Here is a 17,332-nt window from a genome sequence, read left to right as displayed (position 1 = left end):
CGCTTCACCGGATGAGCTATCGTTTTTTTGACATCGTATTGCCACTATTCAAATAACAGGCTGATGCCATTTGCAGGAGTGCTGGTAGTGAATGAAAGCTCTTCTCAAATAGGCTTGCGTCAGTGGATCTGGCGGGCGTTCATGCAGAGTGCATTAATCCCGTTGGTCCTGGTGGAGACGATTCTGATTGCTTGTTACCTGCTGACCAATCAGGCGATCCGTGTATCGCAACTCGATTATTTGGAACGCAGTGCAATTGAAAGCCTTGGCGCAACTGCCGACCAGAACACCCGAATCATTCAAGATCAATTAACCCACATCGCCGATGTCACTCAGCTATTTGCGGATATGACGGCTAACTCACTGCGTGCCGCTTCAACACCCTTGAGTGAAACATTAAGCACTTCTGCTGATGGGGCTCTTTACAGCGGAAAAGACCTGGGCGGAGCGGCGTCGTTCTACTCGTCGGTCACACCTGTCGCGCAACAGAACCTGGGTAAAGTGCAGAGGTTGTCCAGCCTCGACCCATTGATGCGTGCGATCAAAGATCATGAACCGATGGTCGCCAGTGTCTATTTCAATACGTGGGACAGTTACAACCGGATTTATCCGTGGATTCGTGCCGATGAACAATATCCGCATGATATGCAGATACCCGGTTATAACTTTTATTATCTGGCCGATGCCGAACATAACCCGCAGCGAGGGGTTCGCTGGACTGACGTCTACCTCGACCCGGCGGGTCATGGCTTGATGATGTCCGCGATTGCGCCTGTTTATGAGCGCAACTTTCTCGAAGGCGTGGTCGGGCTGGATATCACCGTGGGCGATCTGCTGAAAGAAATTTCCACGCTTAAGGTGCCGTGGGGCGGGTACTTGATGCTCGTCGGCGCGGACATGAAGATCATGGTGTTACCGCCCGAAGCCGAACATGACTTTGAAAAAGGCAACTGGAGTGGTTCGGGGTCGAAGGCCACGAATGAAGGCGCGGTCAACCTTGCGGGTTCAAATCTGATCGACGCGGTGGACCCTCGGGAGTTGGCGGCCGCTGTCGCGCGCAATAGTCGTGGCAGCGCCGAAGTCGTGCTCAACGGGCGCACCCATCTGGTCGCATGGGCCGAAGTGAAGCCGGCGGGCTGGCGATTGCTGGCGGTCGCCGATGAAGAAGACGTCATGGCGGCCACGAACAGCTTGGCGCTCCATTACCGCAACATCGGCTATTTGATGATTGCCGGCCTGGTGATGTTTTACCTCGCATTCTTCAGTTACATGTGGATTCGTGCGCGCAAATTGAGCCATAGCCTGCGGCGGCCGATCCGCGATATCAGAGACATGCTGCAGCAAATTGGTCACGGCCAGTGGCTCCCGCAGCGCGCGCGTTCGAGCATTCGTGAGCTGGATGAAATGGCGGGCAACGTGCTGTCAATGGGCGCCCAACTGTCATCCAGTGAAGCACGGCGCAACGCGGCGCAGAACCGCCTCAATCTTGTCGTTGAAAGCATCACCGCCGGGCTCTGGGAATACCGCCTGGATACTGATCGCCTGTCGTTGAGCGAAGCGTTCTGCACGCGTTTCGGGGTGCCGGCGTGCCAACTGGAGCGCTTCTGTTTTTACGATCACGTCGACCCCGAAGATGTGCAGGCGCTTGATCGGGCGCTCAACGCGTTGCGCACCGGCGCCGCATCGGTGATCGACCTGGAGTTACGTTTATTGCGGCCCGATGGCTCGCCGATCTGGTTTTTGTGTCGTGGACGCCTGATCGAGTCTCTCGATGCGCGCATGCGTTTATCCGCAGGTACGTTTGTCGATATCGACACGCTTAAACAGGTTGAAGAGGATCTGCGTCGCCGTACCCTTGAAGCGCAAGGGGCGAGCAAGGCGAAGTCGCGTTTTATCTCCAGCATGAGCCACGAATTACGCACACCGCTGAATTCGATTCATGGATTCGCCCAGTTATTGCGCCTGCAAGTGGCCGATGGGCAGGAGGAGGCCAAATCCCTTGATGAGATCCTGGGCGCCAGCCAGCACCTGGCTCACCTGGTCGACGATTTGCTCGACTGGTCGAGCCTGCAGGCGGAGGCGCCGCGCTTGCAGATGCGTGTCCTGGAGGTCGACGGACTGATGCGCGAATGTGCCGAAATGGTCCGTTCCCAGGCCAAGGCTGCGGGTCTTGACCTTGAGTTGCAGTCGACGAGCCCCGCGCTGAGTGTGCTGGCCGATGCCAGGCGCCTACGCCAGATCCTGCTGAACCTGCTGTCCAACGCCATCAAGTACAACCGCCCTCACGCTCGCTTGTTCATGGGGGCTGAACTCCATGGCAAGGGGCGCGTGCGGGTGTTTGTCGAAGATGGTGGCGCAGGTATTTCCGCAGCCCTGCAAGGCGCGCTGTTCGAGCCGTTCCAGCGTTTGGGCCAGGAAAACACCGCGATCCAAGGCACCGGTATCGGCCTTGCGTTGTGCCGAGAACTCGCCACGTTGATGAACGGCAGCATGGGGCTCATCAGCGAAACGGGTGTCGGCAGTCGCTTTTGGGTCGATCTGCCCCAAGGCATCGCGGCACCCAAGGTCCACAAGCGCTTGCTCTCGCTGTGTTTCGTGGGGCAGGACGACGAGACGCTGCGCTGTCTTGAAGACACGTTGACGGGCATGGTGGACCTGCGCCACGGAACGCTTGCGCAGTGTCTGGAGCAGGTACGGCGCGACACGGCGCCGGACGTCATGCTGATTGACTGTGACTTACTGGGAAATGACTTGACCGATGCGCTGTCGCGGTTACGACGTTTGCCAGGTGGCGATCAAATCCTTCTTATTCTGCTGTGTACATCACCACACCTGCTCGCGACGTTGGGGTGTGAGTTTCAAGCAGTGCTTAAACAACCGCTGGAACCCAATGAGCTACGCGAACTCATACGCGCGATGATGCAAGTGGAGAAACCGAATGTTCAGTGATATCCCCGCCGATACCCGAATTGTGATTATCGATGACGTGGCTGCGAACCTGCGCTTGCTGGAGTCCAGCCTGAAAGCCTTCGGTTTGCGCAACGTCTTGAGTTTCGCCGACTCGGCCAGCGGGCTGGTTTGGCTCAAAGAGCAACCGTGGGATCTGCTGCTATTGGATCTGGATATGCCCGCGCCCGATGGGTTTGAGATTCTGCGCCAACTCAGCGATCGCAATCGCTCAAGGTCTCCCGTGATTATCTTGACGGCATTGAGCGAGCCGCAAAGCCGCCGTCTCGGCCTTGAACTGGGGGCCAACGATTATCTGACCAAACCGTTGGATTTGCCTGAGCTGCTATTGCGCATACGCAACGCTCTGCGCTTGTCCCATGCCACCCGCCAACTGCAAGACCTGAACAGTGAGTTGGAGCAAAGGGTGTTTGAACGCACCGCTCAGTTGCAGGAAAGTTATTGCGCCATGATCCGCGCATTGAGTCGCGCGGCCTGCTATCGCGATGATGAAACGGGCGCCCATGTATTGCGCATTGGCGAAACCGCGGCCTTGATGGCCGAAGCAATCGGTATGCCGCAGAGGTGGTGCGAGCTGATTCGATTGGCGGCGCCGATGCATGACTTGGGGAAAATCGGCATTCCTGATCGGATCTTGCACAAGGAAGGCCCATTAACCGTGCCGGAACGCCAGCAGATGATGGAGCATCCGCGCATCGGCCATGCAATCCTGCAAGATGCACACGCCACGGACCTGACCGATATGGCCGCGGACATTGCCTATGGTCACCATGAAAAATGGGACGGCAGCGGCTATCCGCAAGGGCTTGCCGGAAAGGACATTCCGCTGTCGGCAAGGATTGTCGCGTTGTGTGATGTCTATGACGCGCTGCGTATGGAACGTCCCTATAAGCGGGCCTGGAGCCCTGAACGGGCGCAGGCCTATATTCTTGAGCAATCGGGCGTGCATTTTGATCCGGAGCTGGTGACGGTGATGCGCCGCTGTTTCGGCCCGGTTGAACAACTCATCGAGGATGACGCCGAACTGGCTGGCATACACAAGCAACGACAAGCCGATGCGGGCACTGGCCAGCCCCCACATTAAAGCGTCGCCAACATGGGCGCCCGGCTCGGGCTCATCGCGGCCAAGGCCACCGACGTCGCCGCCGTGCGCGTCTCCACCCCCAACTTCACATACACATGTTCCAGGTGCTTGTTCACCGTCCGCGGGCTCAGCCCCAAGATATCGCCGATGTCCCGATTGGTCTTGCCGCACGCCACCCAGCGCAGCACCTCGACCTCGCGCTCGGTCAGTTGAAAGCGTGCCGACAACAGCTTGTGCGCCGGCTCATCCTCCAGGGTCAACACACTCGGTTGCGTCGCCGCCCGCGCCGACAGCAGGATGCGCGAGGTGCGTAAATGCGCCGCCACCCGCGCCAGCACCTCGTCGGTCTGGATCGGCTTGGTCACGTAGTCGCTGCCGCCCACTTCAAAGCCTTGCACCACATGCTTGCTGTCGGTCAGCCCGGTCATGAACACCACCGGGATGTCCGCGCTGGCAGGTAACGCCTTGAGCCGGCGGCAGGTCTCGAAACCGTCCAGGCCCGGCATCATCGCGTCCAGCAGGATCAGGTCCGGGCGCCGGCGTTGCACGCGGTTCAGCGCGCTGAGCCCGTCGAGCGCCACCAGCACCATGTAGCCGGCGTCGTCGAGGGCGTCGGAGAGCATGGCCAGGTTGTCCGGGGTGTCGTCGACGATCAGTACCACGCCGGGTTCAGTGCTACGGGTGAGTACATTCATCTTCGGCCTCCTTGAGGGTTCGGTTGAGTTCATCCAGGCGGAAACCCTTGAGCAACCCGCGCACTTTGCTGATGAACGGTGCGGCGTCCGGGCGGTGTTCGAGGATCGTGTCGAGTTTTTCGTGCAGGCCCCGCACGTAGCCGATCGCGCTGAGTTCGGCGAGCACGGCGAGGTCGTCGGCGCTCGGCAGCACGCTGGGCGGTGGTGGCGCGACGAAGGTTTTGGTGCGCCGCAGCCATTGCAGGCCGAGGTGTTGTTGCAGGCGTCCGAGCAGCTCCGGGGTACGCACCGGCTTGGCCAGGTAGTCGTTGCAGGCGGCGGCGATGCTGCGTTCGCGGTCGTCGGTAAAGGCGTTGGCCGAGATCACGATGATCGGCGCGGTGGACAGTGCATTGCGGCGGATCAGCCGGCTGGTTTCCAGGCCGTCCAGGGTCGGCATCGACAGGTCCATCAGGATCAGGTCCGGCGCAAGCAGCGCGACCTGGCGAATCGCATCCTGGCCGTTGCTCGCCTGGATCACCTCAAAGCCCAGAGGCGTGAGCATGCCGCTGAGTACCTTGCGGTGGTCCACATGGTCGTCCACCACCAGAATGCGTCGGCGTGCGCCGTGGTAGCCGATGATGTCGTGTTCCACATGCACCACCGCCTGCGGCGCGCGCACCTGGGACAGGAACAGGCGCACCTGGAAACAGGTGCCCTTGTCCAGCTCGCTGGTAACGCGTAGTTCGCCGCCCATCAGCGCAGTGAGCATGCGCGTGATGGTCAGCCCCAGGCCTACGCCTTTGTCCTGGCGCATCAGGTCGCCGCGCTCGAACGGTTGGAAGATCCGCTCGATCTGCCCGGGGTCGATGCCGATGCCGGTGTCGATGATTTCAAAGTTGGCGGTCTCGCGCATGTAGCTGACCCGCAGGCACACTTCGCCGCTGTCGGTGAAGTTCACCGCATTGCCGAGCAGGTTGATCAGGATCTGGCGCACGCGTTTTTCATCACCGCGCACCACGGCGGGGATCTTGCCGACGCAGTCCAGGCGAAAGCGCAGGCCCTTGTCCTGGGCTTGGGGGGTGAACATCTGCTCCAGGTCGTGGATCAGTTCGGGGAAGGGGATTTCGGTGAGTTCCAGGCGTAACTTGCCGGCCTCGATCTTGGCCACGTCGAGCAGGCCGTCGATCAATGACAGCAAGTGCGAGCCGCTGCGCAGGATGGTCGCCAGTGCGTCCTGGTGCTGCTCGGGCATGGCGCTGTCGCGCTGCAGGATCTGGGTGAAACCGAGGATGCTGTTCAGCGGTGTGCGCAGCTCGTGGGACAGCCCGGTGACGTAGCGGCTCTTGGCGGCGTTGGCGGCTTCCGAGGCTTCCTTGGCCTGTTGCAGGGCCTGGTCGGTGAGGCTGTGGGCGTCGATTTCCTGCATCAGCAGCAGGGTCTGGCGGTCGGATTCCTGCTGGGCGACGCGGCGGCTTTCGCGGGTCAGCACCACCCACCAGGCGAGCACGGCGGCCAGCACCGACAGGGTCAGGAACGCTTTGAAGAACGCCTGGTACAGGGTTTGCGAATGCGGCAAACCCTGGGCCGCCTGCACGTAGATCAAGGCCAGGGCGCCGGCGAGCAGCAGCACCAGCACCGATAACAGCCCCAGGTAATGGGCCAGCCGTGTATGCAGGCGCGGCATCAGGCTGTTGGGCAGCAACCGGCGCAGCACGCCTTCGAACTGGCTGACCAGCCGCGCATGGGGTTTGCAACGGTCGCCGCAGCGCGCATCCAACGAGCAACACAACGAACAGATGGGCGTGCTGTAGGCCGGGCAGAACGCCATGTCCGCCGTCTCGAACGGGTTGCTGCACAGCCCGCAGACCGCATGGGTGGCGGGTGCCACCGGGTGAATCAATTGGGCGTCGCTGGTGCGTGCGATGTAGTACTTGCCCTGGGTCATCCAGGCCAACAGCGGCGCCATCACCAGCGCCGTGCCGAGGGCGACGAAGGGCGGCGCGGCCTGGGCCAGGGCGCCAAACAGGCCGAAGTGGGCGAGGATCGACAGCAGCGAGGCAATCAGCATCGAGCCGACACCCACCGGATTGATGTCGTAGAGGTGCGCGCGCTTGAACTCGATGTGTTTGGGCGACAGTCCCAGGGGCTTGTTGATCACCAGGTCGGCGACCAATGTCCCGATCCAGGCAATCGCAATATTCGCGTACAGCCCCAGCACCTGATCGATCACGTCGAACACGCCCAGCTCCATCAGCATCAACGCAATGGCCACGTTGAACACCAGCCACACCACGCGCCCGGGGTGACTGTGGGTGACGCGGGCGAAGAAGTTCGACCAGGCCAGGGAGCCGGCGTAGGCGTTGGTCAGGTTGATCTTCATCTGCGAGATGAACACGAACAGCACCATGGCGCCGAGGGCCCATTCCGGCGAGCTGAACACATAACGGAAGGCGACCAGGTACATCTGGGTCGGCTCGGCGGCGCGTTCCATGGGGATTTCATGTTGCAGGGCAAGGAACGCCAGGAACGCGCCGCCAAACATCTTCAACGCGCCGGGGATAATCCACCCGGGGCCGGAGCAGAGCAGGGCGGCCCACCAGCGCTTGCGGTTGGCGGCGGTCTTTTCCGGGAGAAAGCGCAGGTAGTCCACTTGCTCGCCGATCTGCGTCACCAGCGACAGCGCCACGGTACAGGCGGCGCAGAACGCCAGCAGGTTGAAACCGCCGCCGTCGCCGCTGCGCCCGACAAAGCTGGTCCAGTCGCTGAACGCGTCGGGGTTTTTCCACCACACGAAACCATAGGGCAACACCAGCAAAAACAGCCACAGCGGTTGGGTCCACAGTTGCAGGCGACTGATCAGCGTGACGCCGTAGGCCACCAGCGGAATCACCAGCAGCGAGCAGATCACATAGGCGAAGGCCAGCGGGATATGGAAATACAACTCCAGTGCCAGCGCCATGATCGCCGCTTCCAGGGCGAAGAACAGGAAGGTGAAGCTGGCGTAGATCAGCGAGGTGATGGTTGAACCGATATAGCCGAAGCCGGCGCCACGGGTCAGCAAGTCCATGTCCACGCCATAGCGGGCGGCGTAATAGCTGATGGGCAGGCCGGTGAGGAAGATCACCAGGCTGATGGCCAGGATCGCCCAGAAGGTGTTGGTGAAGCCGTAACTCAGCACCAAGACGCCGCCGATCGCCTCCAGCGCCAGGAACGACACCGCGCCCAGGGCGGTGTTGGCGATGCGCAGCTCCGACCACTTGCGAAAGGATTTGGGGGTGTAGCGCAGGGCGTAGTCTTCCATGGTCTCGTCGGCGACCCAGGAGTTGTAGTCGCGGCGGATCTTGACGATGCGCTGGGTGCCGGGAGGGGATTGCACGATGGTGAGGCTCCGCAGAGTGGACGAAGGGAGTGAGCAAGTTCCATGCCCTCGACTGCGCTGGGAGCCAAATGTGGGAGGGAGCTTGCTCCCGATGGCGGTGGGTCAGTAGCCAATCAGTTGACTGACCCACCGCCATCGGGAGCAAGCTCCCTCCCACATGGGTCAGCGGTGGCTGGGCGGACGCGATCCTGCCCTGCATTGGTGCGCAACGGCATACGTCAAATGACGTACTGCGTTACGTCAGGCTGCGTATACCCGCGCTGGCCCGCTGCCGCCATGCTGGAGCCCTCATTGCAGAGGAGTCGCCCCATGGAACCACGATTGATCCGCTCCAAACCGTTGTTGGCCCTGTCGTTGCTGGCGGCCGCGCTGTTCAGCCAGGGCGTGCTGGCCGACAACGAAGGCCTGGCCGTGACGCCGACCGAAGTCACCGTCGGCCAGTTGCACTCGGCCACCGGCACCATGGCTATCTCCGAGACCGGCTCGATCCAGGCCGAACGCCTGGCCATCGAGCAAATCAACGCCTCGGGCGGGATTCTGGGACGCCAGATCAAAGTGATCCAGGAGGACGGCGCCTCCGACTGGCCGACCTTCGCCGAAAAGGCCAAGAAGCTGTTGGTCAACGACAAAGTCGCCGCCGTGTTCGGCTGCTGGACCTCGGCCTCGCGTAAAGCCGTGCTGCCGATCTTCGAGAAAGAAAACGGCCTGCTCTACTACCCGACCTTCTACGAAGGCCTGGAACAGTCGAAAAACGTGATCTACACCGGGCAGGAAGCCACCCAACAGATCCTCGCCAGCCTGGATTGGATCGCCAAGACCAAAGGCGCCAAGACCTTCTACCTGGTCGGCTCCGATTACATCTGGCCGCGCACGTCGATGAAGATCGCGCGCAAGCACATTGAAAACGTACTGCACGGCACCGTGGTCGGCGAAGACTACTACCCGCTGGGCAACACCCAGTTCGGTTCGCTGATCAACAAGGTCAAGCTGAAAAAGCCTGACGTGGTCTTCGCCGCCGTGGTGGGCGGTTCCAACGTGGCGTTCTACAAACAGCTCAACGCGGCGGGCGTGAATGCGTCCAAGCAAACCCTGTTGACCCTGTCGGTGACCGAAGACGAACTGCTCGGCATCGGCGGCGAAAACATGGCCGGCTTCTATGCCTCGATGAAGTACTTCCAGAGCCTGGACAACCCGAACAACAAAGCCTTCGTCGAAGCCTTCAAGGCCAAGTACGGCAAGGATGCGGTGATCGGCGATGTGACCCAGGCGGCTTACCTCGGCCCGTGGCTGTGGAAAGCGGCGGTGGAGAAGGCCGGCAGTTTCGACGTGGATAAAGTCGTCGCCGCCTCCCCGGGTATCGAACTGAAAACCGCGCCCGAAGGCTACGTGAAGATTCACGAGAACCACCACCTGTGGAGCAAGTCGCGCATCGGTGAAGTGCAGCCCAACGGCCAGTTCAAGGTGATCTACGAGTCGGATCTGATCGAACCGAATCCGTTTCCAAAGGGTTACCAATAAGCTTCAAGCACACCGATTCAAATGTGGGAGGGGGCTTGCCCCCGATGGCGGAGTGTCAGTCGACATTTCTATAACTGAACCACCGCTATCGGGGGCAAGCCCCCTCCCACATAGAGCAAAAGCACATCGCATTCCAACTATCACCTCCCGCTCTCAGGAGACCATCATCATGGAATGGCTATCGGAATTTGGAGCCATCGCGGCGATGCAGGGGTTCAACGGCTTGTCCGTGTTCTGCGTGCTGTTGCTGATGGCGTTGGGGCTGGCGATCATTTTCGGCCAGATGGGCGTGATCAACATGGCCCACGGAGAATTCCTGACCATCGGCGCCTACACCACCTACGTGTGTTCCAGCCTCACCGCGCACTTTGCGCCGAGTTTTCAACCCTATTACTTCTTCTTCGCCATTGCCCTGTCGTTCCTCGTTGCCGGCGCGGTGGGCTGGTTGGTGGAATGGGCGATGATCAGCCGCTTGTACAAGCGGCCGCTGGATACCTTGCTGGCAACCTGGGGCCTGTCCCTGGTGATGCAGCAAACCTTCCGCTCGGTGTTCGGCGCTCGGGAGGTCAGCGCCGAGCCGCCGGCCTGGCTGATGGGCTCGGTGAACTTCACCGACGCGATTGAAATCCCGCGTAACGGCCTGTTCATGATGGCCCTGACCGTGCTGCTGACGGCGGCGATCTTCCTGATGCTGTACCGCTCGCGTTGGGGCCTGCAGGTGCGTGCGACGGTGCAGAATCGCCTGATGAGCCGCGCGGTCGGGATCAATACGCGCAAGGTCGACCGCATGACCTTCGCCCTCGGTTGCGGCGTGGCCGGGGTGGCCGGTGCGGCGTTCACCACCATCGGTTCCACCGGGCCGACGGCGGGTTCGCAGTACATCGTCGACACCTTTCTGGTGGTGGTGTTCGGCGGTGCGCAAAGCCTGTTCGGCACCATTGCCTCGGCGTTCGTGATCGCCCAGACGCAATCGCTGTCGGAGTTTTTCCTCAGTGGCTCGATGGCCAAGGTGCTGACCTTGTCCTCGGTGATTCTGATCCTGATGCTGCGCCCGCAAGGGTTGTTCTCCATCAAAGTGCGCAAGTAGAGGCGAGCAGATGAAGGCTTTAGACAAGCTGCTGGGCGGCCAGCAAAACCTGATCGGCATCGCGCTGCTGGCGCTGCTGATTCTCGTGGTGTTCCCCCTGACCCTGGATGCGTTCCGGCTGAACATGGTCGGCAAGTACCTGACCTACGCGTTTGTCGCGGTGGGGCTGGTGCTGTGCTGGGGCTATGGCGGCATTCTCAGCCTGGGGCAGGGCGTGTTCTTCGGCGTCGGCGGCTACTGCATGGCGATGTTCCTCAAGCTGGAAGCGTCCGACCCGGAAAGTACCAAGATCCAGTCCACGCCGGGCATCCCGGACTTCATGGATTGGAACCAGATCACCGAACTGCCCTGGTTGTGGCAACCGTTTCACAGTTTCAGCTTTACCCTGGTGGCGGTGATTGCGGTGCCGGTGCTGCTCGCATTCATTATCGGCATGGCCTTGTTCAAGCGGCGCGTGGGCGATGTGTATTTCTCCATCGTCACGCAGGCGATTGCGCTGATCCTTACGGTATTGATCGTCGGCCAGCAAGGGCTGACCGGCGGCGTCAATGGCATCACCGACCTCAAGACCCTGCTCGGCTGGGACCTGCGCACCGACAGCGCGAAGCTGCTCCTGTACTTCATCAATGCCGGGTTGCTGTTCGGCTGCATCTTCATCGGCCGCTTCATCCTCGCGTCCAAGCTTGGCCGGTTGTTGATGGCGATGCGCGACAAGGAAGAACGCGTGCGCTTTTCCGGGTATGACGTGGCCAGCTTCAAGATCTTTGTGTTCTGCGTGGCCGCGGCGTTCTCGGCGATTGGCGGGGCCATGTTCGCGTTGCAGGTGGGCTTTATGTCGCCGTCGTTCGTGGGCATCGTGCCGTCGATCGAGATGGTGATCTTTGCCGCCGTGGGCGGGCGCATGTCGCTGCTCGGCGCGGTGTATGGCGCGCTGCTGGTGAACTATGGCAAGACCTACTTTTCCGAGTCCTTTCCCGAGCTGTGGCTGTACCTGATGGGCGGGCTGTTCATCGCCGTGGTCATGTACTTCCCCAATGGCCTGGCCGGCTTGTGGGACAGCCATGGTCGGCAGGCATTGGCCCGGCTGCTGCGCCGTCAACCACCGGTGCAAGCCGTGGCGCCGGTGGTCAAGCCCAAGACTGAAAGCAAAATCCTGGAGACCCAGCCATGACCGCCGTCGGCTTTGAAATGAACAAACCGGTGCTGGCCATCGAAGGTCTTACCGTGTCATTCGACGGCTTCAAGGCGGTCGACAACCTCAACCTGTATATCGACCGCAACGAAGTGCGCGTGGTCATCGGCCCCAACGGTGCCGGCAAGACCACGGTGCTCGACCTGATCTGCGGCAAGACCCGCGCCACCAGCGGCAGCATCCAGTTCGACGGGCAGGAACTGACCACGATGCGCGAGTACAACATCGTGCGCGCTGGGGTCGGGCGCAAGTTCCAGAACCCGTCGATCTACGAAAACCTCACGGTGTTCGAGAACCTCGAGATGTCCTACCCGGCGGGCCGCAAGGTCTGGGGTGCGCTGTTTTTCAAGCGCAATGCCCAGGTGATCGCACGGGTGGAAGAGGTAGCGCGGGAGATTTTCCTTGGCGATTTGCTGCAACAACAGGCGGACTTGCTGTCCCACGGGCAAAAGCAGTGGCTGGAGATCGGCATGCTGTTGATGCAGGACCCCGAGCTGCTGATGCTAGACGAACCGGTGGCCGGCATGAGCGTCAACGAACGCGCGCAAACCGCCGAGCTGCTCAAACGCATCAGCCAGGGCCGCTCGGTGCTGGTGATCGAGCACGACATGGAGTTTGTCAAAAGCATCGCCCACAAGGTCACGGTGCTGCACCAGGGCAAGGTACTCGCCGAGGGCAGCATGGAGTCGGTGCAAAGTAATCCGAAAGTCATCGAAGTGTATTTGGGCCACTGAGGAGTCCGGCATGTTCAAGATCGACCAGTTGTCCTGCGGCTACGGGCAGAGCCAGATCCTCCACGACCTGGACCTGAACGTGGCCAAGCGCGAGATCGTCGCGGTGATGGGCCGCAACGGCATGGGCAAGACCACGTTGTTCAAGAGCTTGATGGGCATCCTGCCGCAGTGGAAAGGCCAGGTCAGTGTGGACGGGCACGATGTGTCGGCGCTGGAAACCCATGAGCGGGTTGAGCGCGGGATTGCCTACGTCCCCCAGGGCCGCATGATTTTTCCGAGCATGACGGTGCTGGAAAACATCCAGACCGGCCTGCCGGCCTCGGCACGGGGCAAGGTGCCGGAGGATTTGTACGCGCTGTTCCCGGTGCTCTACGACATGCAGTCGCGCAAGGGCGGCAACCTGTCCGGCGGGCAACAGCAACAGTTGGCGATTGCGCGGGCGCTGGCGACCAACCCCAAGGTGCTGCTGCTGGATGAACCGACGGAGGGCATCCAGCCGTCGATCATCAAGGACATCGCACGCACGCTGAAGGAGATTCGCAACTTAAGGGACCTGACCATCGTGGTCTCGGAGCAGGTGCTGTCGTTCACCCTGGAAATCGCCGACCGCTTTTTGGTGATCGAAAAGGGCCGCTTCGTGATCGAAGAAACCCGGGACCGGGTGGACGAGGCAACCATCAGCCGCTACTTGTCCGTCTAGCCGCGACCGATTGTAGGAGCCGGCTTGCCGGCGAAAAACGCCCAGGCGCCGGGTTCATCCTGGCGATGCGCGTCATCGTTAACGACCTTCGCTGGCAAGCCAGCTCCTACAGAAAAGCGCACCTGCGAACCCACCTGTAGGAGCCGGCTTGCCGGCGAAAAACGCCCAGGCGCTGCGTTCATCCTGGCGACGTGCGTCATCGTTAACGACCTTCGCTGGCAAGCCAGCTCCTACAGAAACGCAGGGCTGCGAACCCACCTGTAGGAGCCGGCTTGCCGGCGAAAAACGCCCAGGCGCTGCGTTCATCCTGGCGATGCGCGTCATCGTTAGCGACCTTCGCTGGCAAGCCAGCTCCTACAGAAAAGCGCACCTGCGAACCCACCTGTAGGAGCCGGCTTGCCGGCGAAAAACGCCCAGGCGCCGGGTTCATCCTGGCGATGCGCGTCATCGTTAACGACCTTCGCTGGCAAGCCAGCTCCTACAGAAAAGCGCACCTGCGAACCTGCCGGCGAAAAACGCCCAGGCGCTGCGTTCATCCTGGCGACGTGCGTCATCGTTAACGACCTTCGCTGGCAAGCCAGCTCCTACAGAAAAGCGTACCTGCGAACCCACCTGTAGGAGCCGGCTTGCCGGCGAAAAACGCCCAGGCGCTGCGTTCATCCTGGCGATGCGCGTCATCGTTAGCGACCTTCGCTGGCAAGCCAGCTCCTACAGAAAAGCGCACCTGCGAACCCACCTGTAGGAGCCGGCTTGCCGGCGAAAAACGTCCAGGCGCCGGGTTCATCCTGGCGATGCGCGTCATCGTTAACGACCTTCGCTGGCAAGCCAGCTTCTACAGAAAAGCGCACCTGCGAACCTGCCGGCGAAAAACGCCCAGGCGCCGGGTTCATCCTGGCGATGCGCGTCATCGTTAGCGACCTTCGCTGGCAAGCCAGCTCCTACAGAAAAGCGCACCTGCGAACCCACCTGTAGGAGCCGGCTTGCCGGCGAAAAATGTCCAGGCGCCGCGTTCATCCTGGCGACGTGCGTCATCGTTAACGACCTTCGCTGGCAAGCCAGCTCCTACAGAAACGCACAGCTGCGAACCCACCTGTAGGAGCCGGCTTGCCGGCGAAAAACGCCCAGGCGCCGCGTTCATGCTGGCGATGCGCGTCATTGTTAACGACCTTCGCGGGCAAGCCAGCTCCTACATTTTTGTTTGGGTTTCACTCTCTGGCAGAGCCATACGTCATCCAACGTATTTCCCGTTTTACCTCGCTCCACGAGACTGGTTTCAACGCCACTAGCCATCCGTCCAGGAGCCAGTCCATGACCGAAACGCTGATCAAAGTCGACCTCAACCAACCCGTCACCGAAAACGAGCAGATCCACAACCGTTGGCACCCGGATATCCCGATGGCCTGCTGGGTCAAGCCGGGCGATGACTTCATCCTCGAAACCTACGACTGGACCGCCGGCGCGATCAAGAACAACGACGACGCCAGCGACGTGCGCGATGTGAACCTGTCCACCGTGCATTACCTGTCCGGCCCGGTGGGTGTACACGGCGCCGAGCCGGGCGATTTGCTGGTGGTGGACCTGCTCGACATCGGCGCCAAGGCCGATTCGCAGTGGGGCTTCAACGGCTTTTTCTCGCGGCAGAACGGCGGTGGCTTTCTCACCGATCACTTCCCCAGTGCGCAAAAGGCGATCTGGGATTTCAAGGGCATGTTCACCAGCTCACGGCACATTCCAGGGGTGAACTTCGCCGGCCTGATCCACCCCGGCCTGATCGGCTGCCTGCCGGACCCGGTGATGCTCGCCGACTGGAACCGTCGCGAACAGGAACTGATCGACACCAACCCGACCCGTGTCCCGCCACTGGCCAACGCGCCGCTGGCCGCCACCGCGCACATGGGCAAGCTCAAGGGCCAGGCCCGCGACGATGCCGCCGCCACCGGCGCGCGCACCGTGCCGCCGCGTGAGCATGGCGGTAACTGCGATATCAAGGATTTGTCCCGCGGCTCGAAGATCTTCTTCCCGGTCTATGTCAAGGGCGCCGGGCTGTCGGTGGGCGACTTGCACTTCAGCCAGGGCGACGGCGAAATCACCTTTTGCGGCGCCATCGAAATGGCCGGCTGGGTGCATATGAAGGTCGAGCTGATCAAGGGCGGCATGGCCAAGTACGGGATCAAGAACCCGGTGTTCAAGCCGAGCCCGATCACGCCGAACTACAAGAATTACCTGATCTTCGAAGGCATCTCGGTCGACGAGCAGGGCCAGCAGCACTACCTGGACGTCAACATCGCCTACCGCCAGGCGTGCCTGAATGCGATCAACTACCTGACCAAGTTCGGCTACTCACCGGCCCAGGGCTATGCGCTGCTCGGCTCGGCACCGGTACAAGGGCATATCAGCGGTGTGGTGGATATTCCGAATGCGTGCGCGACCTTGTGGCTGCCTACGGAAATCTTCGAGTTCGACATCAACCCCAACGCCAACGGCCCCACCAAGTTCCTCGACGGCAGCGTCGACCTGCCCATCGCACCGGACCTGTAGCCATGCCGACCTACGAATACGCCTGCGAGGCGTGCGGCACGTTCACGATGTTGCGGCCGATCGCCCAGCGCAACGAACCCAGCCAGTGCCCGTACTGCGCCGGGCCGGGAGGGCCGTTGCAGGTGTCGGCCCCGGCCTTGCAGTTGCTGTCGACCAACCAGCGCAAGGCCATCGCCGGCAACGAGCGCAGCGCCAACGCACCGCAAACGGTCGGCGAGTACCAGGAAAACCGTCGCCATCCGGCCGGTTGCAGTTGCTGCGGCACCAGCAAAAAGGTGCTGCCGAGCAAGGCCAACCCGCTGGGCCTCAAGACCAAGACCGGTCCACGGCCGTGGATGATCAGTCACTAGACCAGGAGCATTGCAATGCGTCATGGCGATATTTCCAGCAGCCCGGACACCGTCGGTGTCGCGGTGGTGAACTACAAGATGCCGCGCCTGCACAGCAAGGCCGAGGTCATCGAGAATGCGAAGAAGATTGCCGAGATGATCCTCGGCATGAAGCAGGGCCTGCCGGGCATGGACCTGGTGGTGTTCCCGGAATACAGCACCATGGGCATCATGTACGACCACGACGAGATGATGGCCACCGCCGCAAGCATCCCCGGCGAAGAGACCGCGATCTTTTCCGCCGCGTGTGGCCAGGCCAACACCTGGGGCGTGTTTTCGCTGACCGGCGAGCGCCATGAAGAGCATCCGCACAAGGCGCCCTATAACACCCTGGTGCTGATCAATAACCTCGGCGAGATCGTGCAGCGTTATCGCAAGTGCATTCCCTGGTGCCCCATCGAAGGCTGGTACCCGGGCGACCGCACCTACGTCTGCGATGGGCCCAAAGGCATGCAGATCAGCCTGATCATCTGCGATGACGGCAACTATCCGGAGATCTGGCGCGATTGCGCGATGAAGGGCGCCGAGTTGATCGTGCGCTGCCAGGGCTATATGTACCCGGCCAAGGAGCAGCAGGTGCTGATGTCCAAGAGCATGGCCTGGGCCAATAACTGCTACGTGGCGGTGGCCAACGCCGCCGGGTTCGATGGCGTGTATTCGTACTTTGGTCACTCGGCGATCATCGGTTTTGACGGGCGCACGCTAGGCGAATGCGGCGAAGAGGAGATGGGCATCCAGTACGCCCAGCTATCGGTGTCGCAGATCCGCGATGCGCGCGCCAATGATCAGTCGCAGAACCACCTGTTCAAGCTGCTGCACCGCGGCTACACCGGTATGCATGCTTCGGGCGATGGCGACAAAGGCGTGGCCGATTGCCCGTTCGAGTTCTACCGCACCTGGGTGCTCGATGCGCAAAAAGCCCAGGAGAACGTGGAGAAAATCACCCGCGGCACCGTGGGCGTCGCCGCCTGCCCGGTCGGGCAATTGCCCCATGACGGCCACGGAAAAACCGCGAGGTAACGCATACGCTGGGTAGTTCTGCGCAATAAGACTTGCAGTCTGAAAAT

At 61.3% G+C, this 17,332-nt stretch carries 13 protein-coding genes; 10 read left to right on the top strand and 3 right to left on the bottom strand.

The window, feature by feature from the left end; all coding sequences use genetic code 11:
- Positions 1-87 precede the first annotated feature (87 nt).
- Together TU80_RS14835 and TU80_RS14830 are read left to right on the top strand one after the other, a co-directional pair.
- Entirely contained in the window at positions 88-2,949 is a 2,862-nt protein-coding gene (locus TU80_RS14835) for a PAS domain-containing sensor histidine kinase (RefSeq protein ID WP_318533472.1), read from the top strand.
- Positions 2,939-4,051, top strand: a complete 1,113-nt coding sequence (locus tag TU80_RS14830; protein WP_046383758.1) for an HD domain-containing phosphohydrolase — start codon at positions 2,939-2,941, stop codon at positions 4,049-4,051. Before TU80_RS14835 ends, TU80_RS14830 begins: the two co-directional genes overlap by 11 nt.
- Here TU80_RS14830 and TU80_RS14825 read toward each other — a convergent pair.
- The gene (locus TU80_RS14825) at positions 4,048-4,746 is read right to left on the bottom strand and encodes a response regulator (protein WP_046383757.1); all 699 of its coding nucleotides are present in this window, start codon (positions 4,744-4,746) and stop codon (positions 4,048-4,050) included. The genes TU80_RS14830 and TU80_RS14825 overlap by 4 nt on opposite strands.
- Positions 4,727-8,104 carry an ATP-binding protein gene (locus TU80_RS14820; protein WP_057004787.1) on the bottom strand — a complete coding sequence of 1,126 codons (3,378 nt, stop codon included), beginning with the start codon at positions 8,102-8,104 and terminating at the stop codon, positions 4,727-4,729. The genes TU80_RS14825 and TU80_RS14820 overlap by 20 nt, the downstream gene beginning before the upstream one ends.
- 312 nt (positions 8,105-8,416) lie before the next feature.
- Between TU80_RS14820 and urtA the strand changes: the two genes are divergently transcribed.
- The 5 genes from urtA to urtE all read left to right on the top strand — a co-directional run bounded on the left by urtA (position 8,417) and on the right by urtE (position 13,338).
- Positions 8,417-9,625, top strand: a complete 1,209-nt coding sequence (gene urtA, locus TU80_RS14815; protein ID WP_024074866.1) for an urea ABC transporter substrate-binding protein — start codon at positions 8,417-8,419, stop codon at positions 9,623-9,625.
- Positions 9,626-9,794: 169 nt separating this feature from the next.
- Positions 9,795-10,712 carry an urea ABC transporter permease subunit UrtB gene (urtB, locus tag TU80_RS14810; RefSeq protein WP_010564283.1) on the top strand — a complete coding sequence of 306 codons (918 nt, stop codon included), beginning with the start codon at positions 9,795-9,797 and terminating at the stop codon, positions 10,710-10,712.
- Positions 10,713-10,722: 10 nt separating this feature from the next.
- On the top strand, positions 10,723-11,883 hold the full coding sequence (urtC, locus tag TU80_RS14805; RefSeq protein WP_057004786.1) for an urea ABC transporter permease subunit UrtC: 1,161 nt from the start codon (positions 10,723-10,725) through the stop codon (positions 11,881-11,883).
- Positions 11,880-12,638 (top strand): urea ABC transporter ATP-binding protein UrtD, encoded by a 759-nt coding sequence (gene urtD, locus TU80_RS14800; RefSeq protein WP_046383754.1) that lies wholly within the window; start codon positions 11,880-11,882, stop codon positions 12,636-12,638. Before urtC ends, urtD begins: the two co-directional genes overlap by 4 nt.
- A 10-nt stretch (positions 12,639-12,648) precedes the next feature.
- Positions 12,649-13,338 carry an urea ABC transporter ATP-binding subunit UrtE gene (gene urtE / locus TU80_RS14795; protein WP_046383753.1) on the top strand — a complete coding sequence of 230 codons (690 nt, stop codon included), beginning with the start codon at positions 12,649-12,651 and terminating at the stop codon, positions 13,336-13,338.
- 680 nt (positions 13,339-14,018) lie between these two features.
- Here the strand turns inward: urtE and TU80_RS32685 are convergent.
- A complete protein-coding gene (locus TU80_RS32685) occupies positions 14,019-14,246 on the bottom strand; it encodes a hypothetical protein (protein ID WP_108526445.1) in 228 nt (75 codons plus the stop codon).
- Between the two features lie 400 nt (positions 14,247-14,646).
- Here TU80_RS32685 and fmdA point away from each other — a divergent pair, with 400 nt between their 5' ends.
- From fmdA to TU80_RS14780, 3 genes are read left to right on the top strand one after another with little or no spacing between them, the layout of a single operon-like run.
- The gene (gene fmdA / locus TU80_RS14790; protein WP_057004785.1) at positions 14,647-15,876 is read left to right on the top strand and encodes a formamidase; all 1,230 of its coding nucleotides are present in this window, start codon (positions 14,647-14,649) and stop codon (positions 15,874-15,876) included.
- A 2-nt stretch (positions 15,877-15,878) separates the two neighbouring features.
- The gene (locus TU80_RS14785; RefSeq protein ID WP_046383751.1) at positions 15,879-16,226 is read left to right on the top strand and encodes an FmdB family zinc ribbon protein; all 348 of its coding nucleotides are present in this window, start codon (positions 15,879-15,881) and stop codon (positions 16,224-16,226) included.
- Between the two features lie 15 nt (positions 16,227-16,241).
- Positions 16,242-17,285: an aliphatic amidase gene (locus TU80_RS14780; RefSeq protein WP_057004784.1), complete on the top strand. Its 1,044-nt coding sequence runs from the start codon at positions 16,242-16,244 to the stop codon at positions 17,283-17,285.
- Positions 17,286-17,332: the final 47 nt, after the last annotated feature.

This window comes from Pseudomonas veronii, from assembly GCF_001439695.1.
In the GTDB taxonomy this organism is placed as follows: Bacteria; Pseudomonadota; Gammaproteobacteria; order Pseudomonadales; family Pseudomonadaceae; genus Aquipseudomonas; species Aquipseudomonas veronii.
Note: the sequence above shows the minus strand (reverse complement) of the source record. Positions and strands in the feature narration are given on the sequence as shown.